The following is a 2827-nucleotide window of genomic DNA, read 5'->3' as shown; positions in this document are numbered from 1 at the left end:
TAGAAAAGCAAATAGACGATTGGTTAGAAGATTATTCTTATGATGCTTTTTATTATGAAGAAGTAAGTTTTTTATTGAAAGAAATAAAAAGATATAAAGAAGAAATATTAAAAATATCTGTAGAACAAAAACATTATATTTCTTTTGGAAAATTATTGGATATAGGAACAGATTTAGAAATTGTAAAAAATGATAATTGTTGGAATAGAGATAATAAATATACTGAACAAATAAAACTTTTTTTTGAAATGAAAAATTTTACATGCGGATATACAAAATATGCTAATAAGGAAGGTAATTCCACTATAGTTGCTTATGAAACGGGAGCCAATTTTGTGAGAGTTTATTTTAGTAGTAGTTATATATACAATACCTATACATATACTTATAAAATTGCTGGTAAAGAAAATATAGAAAAGATGAAAAAACTTGCATTAGAAGGTAAAGGATTACAATCATATATAATGAAAAATGTTAGAGATAAATATGAAATAAGAACATCTACTCCAATTTAAAAAATAATGAGTTTAATAAATAAAAAAACTTTAGAATGATATGGCTGATATTTACCATTTGGTTCAGAAAAGAATACCAAACAAAAAATAGCCCGTAAAGCTTTTTTGTATCAAAAGTAGGCTTTTAATGAACAAAGAACAAGAATCAGCAAGAAAAATTATTTTAGAAACAAATGATAATATCTTTATAACCGGTAAAGCCGGAACAGGTAAAACTACATTTCTAAGACAAATAATTAAAGAATTGTCTGCTAAAAGGAAAAAATATGTAGTTCTTGCACCAACGGGAGTTGCGGCAATAAATGCCGAAGGTTCAACAATTCATAGATTTTTTTGCTGGAAACCTGAAAATAAACCATTAACTAATGACAAGGTTCCTATAGAAACATACCAAAAATTAAATACTATAATTATAGATGAAGCATCAATGTTAAAAGCAGATTTATTAGACAGAATAGATTTGTTTTTAAAAAACAATATAAAAAACAAAGAAAGAGAAAATATACCTTTTGCAGGTGTACAAATGGTTTTTATAGGCGATTTATACCAATTACCACCAGTTGTAGCAGATGATAAGGAACAAGAAAAATATAGTAAAGATATGGTTGAAACAGATGATGAAATAATAGATATGATAAACGATGAGAGCAAACATAGAAAATATGACTCTACATGTTTTTTAAGTTCTTATGCTTTAAGAAAAAAATATTTGCACATAATAGAATTTACTGAAATATTTAGACAAAAAGACAAACAATTTATTGATATTTTAAATTCAATTAGAATAAATAATATATCTCAAGAACAATTAAATGTATTGAATAAACAAAGTGTAAACAACAATAATACTAATTCACAAATTAAATTAGTTACAACGAATAAAAAAGCAGATGAATATAATTCGTTTAAACTCGCTAAAATTAATTCGTCGGAATATATATCAAAAGCCAAGATAGAGCCAGAAGATGGCTATTACAGTATGCCTGTTCCTAAAGTTTTAAAATTAAAAGTAGGAGCTAAAGTTATGCTATTAACTAATGATCCTAACCAAAAATATGTTAATGGCTCTATAGGTAAAATAGTAAATATTCAAACAGAATTGTGGACTAAAAAAAATATTAGTCTTGTGAAGAAACTTACTATACAACTTAATAAAGGTAATATAGTTGAGATTGAGCGAACTAAATGGTCAAAATATAAATATGTATGGAATAAAGAAAAACAAGAATATGAAAAAGTAGAAGTTGGTTATATAGAGCAATTCCCTATAAAACTTGCATGGGCAGTAACAATACATAAAAGTCAAGGACAAACATTTGATACTCTCACAATAGATTTAGGGACAGGTGCTTTTGCTACCAGACAAGTATATGTTGCACTAAGCAGATGCAGATCTTTATCCGGAATATCTTTAATAAAAGAAATACAAGCAAAAGATGTTATGATAGATACTAAAATAGAAAAGTTACTTGCATTGCAAAACAAATTAAAAATGGAAAAATTATCCCAGTAAACTGTCGAGTCTTGATTGTAAATTTTCCAAAAATTTTTCGTTAGGTCTTTTGTATGGTTCGTTATTTAAAAAATGTATTAATTTTTCAATGAGTTGTTTGATATCCAATTCTTCATTACAGAAAGTAAAGTTCCTTTTCCATAACCTTTGGTTATGGGCACACAAGTTTCTGACAAGAGATAAATCTTTTAACCATGCAGCGAAAGTTTTTGTGTTCATTTTATAGTTTTTACAAATACTTGCCTGTAAAAAAGGATTTAATCCCGAATATAAAGTATATACTTCACCTAAAGACAAATATTTTATTAGTGACCAGAAAGGGATGTAGGGGAATTCTTTATATTTTTTATAATAAGCAATATGTTCTTCCGTAGAATTTATTATGTTTTTACGAACAGAAGTTTCTATTATTTCCGTAATTGGTTTTATATATGATTCTTCAAAATAACTTTCCGGAGAGTTTTTATAAAAAAACGGATCTTTTGTAGTAAGAAGTTCCGCGGATATTGTTTTTAAATGTATTTCAATAACATCTATTATTGAAAACATAATATTTCTAAGTTCTCTGTCTTTATAAAATATATCAACAAGGTCATCAAATGTAATTTCTTTTTTTTGCATATTTTGCATATTCCAAAACGAAAGAAAAAGATTCCACTTTTAAAAATTGTTTTGCAAAATCCATGTCAGCATTATCAAAATTAACATTGTATTTCTTCAGCTGTTCTATTTTTGATTCTTCATTTAAAACAACTTTATCGTAAGGTATTGTTTCCATTTAATTACCCTTATACTTTTA

4 protein-coding genes are annotated in these 2827 nt (G+C 26.2%); 2 read left to right on the top strand and 2 right to left on the bottom strand.

Features of this window, described 5'->3' with window-relative positions:
- Positions 1-515 (top strand): hypothetical protein (locus ACMUOV_RS06140; RefSeq protein ID WP_413854228.1); only part of this gene is annotated, 515 nt, incomplete at its 5' end.
- 127 nt (positions 516-642) lie between these two features.
- The gene (locus tag ACMUOV_RS06135) at positions 643-2028 is read left to right on the top strand and encodes an ATP-dependent DNA helicase (RefSeq protein WP_413854227.1); all 1386 of its coding nucleotides are present in this window, start codon (positions 643-645) and stop codon (positions 2026-2028) included.
- On the opposite strand, the gene ACMUOV_RS06130 is transcribed toward ACMUOV_RS06135, so the two are convergent.
- Positions 2017-2649 (bottom strand): Abi family protein, encoded by a 633-nt coding sequence (locus ACMUOV_RS06130; protein WP_413854226.1) that lies wholly within the window; start codon positions 2647-2649, stop codon positions 2017-2019. The genes ACMUOV_RS06135 and ACMUOV_RS06130 overlap by 12 nt on opposite strands.
- Positions 2624-2806: a hypothetical protein gene (locus tag ACMUOV_RS06125; protein WP_413854225.1), complete on the bottom strand. Its 183-nt coding sequence runs from the start codon at positions 2804-2806 to the stop codon at positions 2624-2626. Before ACMUOV_RS06125 ends, ACMUOV_RS06130 begins: the two co-directional genes overlap by 26 nt.
- Between the last annotated feature and the right edge of the window lie 21 nt (positions 2807-2827).

Source organism: Candidatus Ruminimicrobium bovinum, from assembly GCF_902760015.1.
Lineage (GTDB): Bacteria > Elusimicrobiota > Endomicrobiia > Endomicrobiales > Endomicrobiaceae > Ruminimicrobium > Ruminimicrobium bovinum.
Note: the sequence above shows the minus strand (reverse complement) of the source record. Positions and strands in the feature narration are given on the sequence as shown.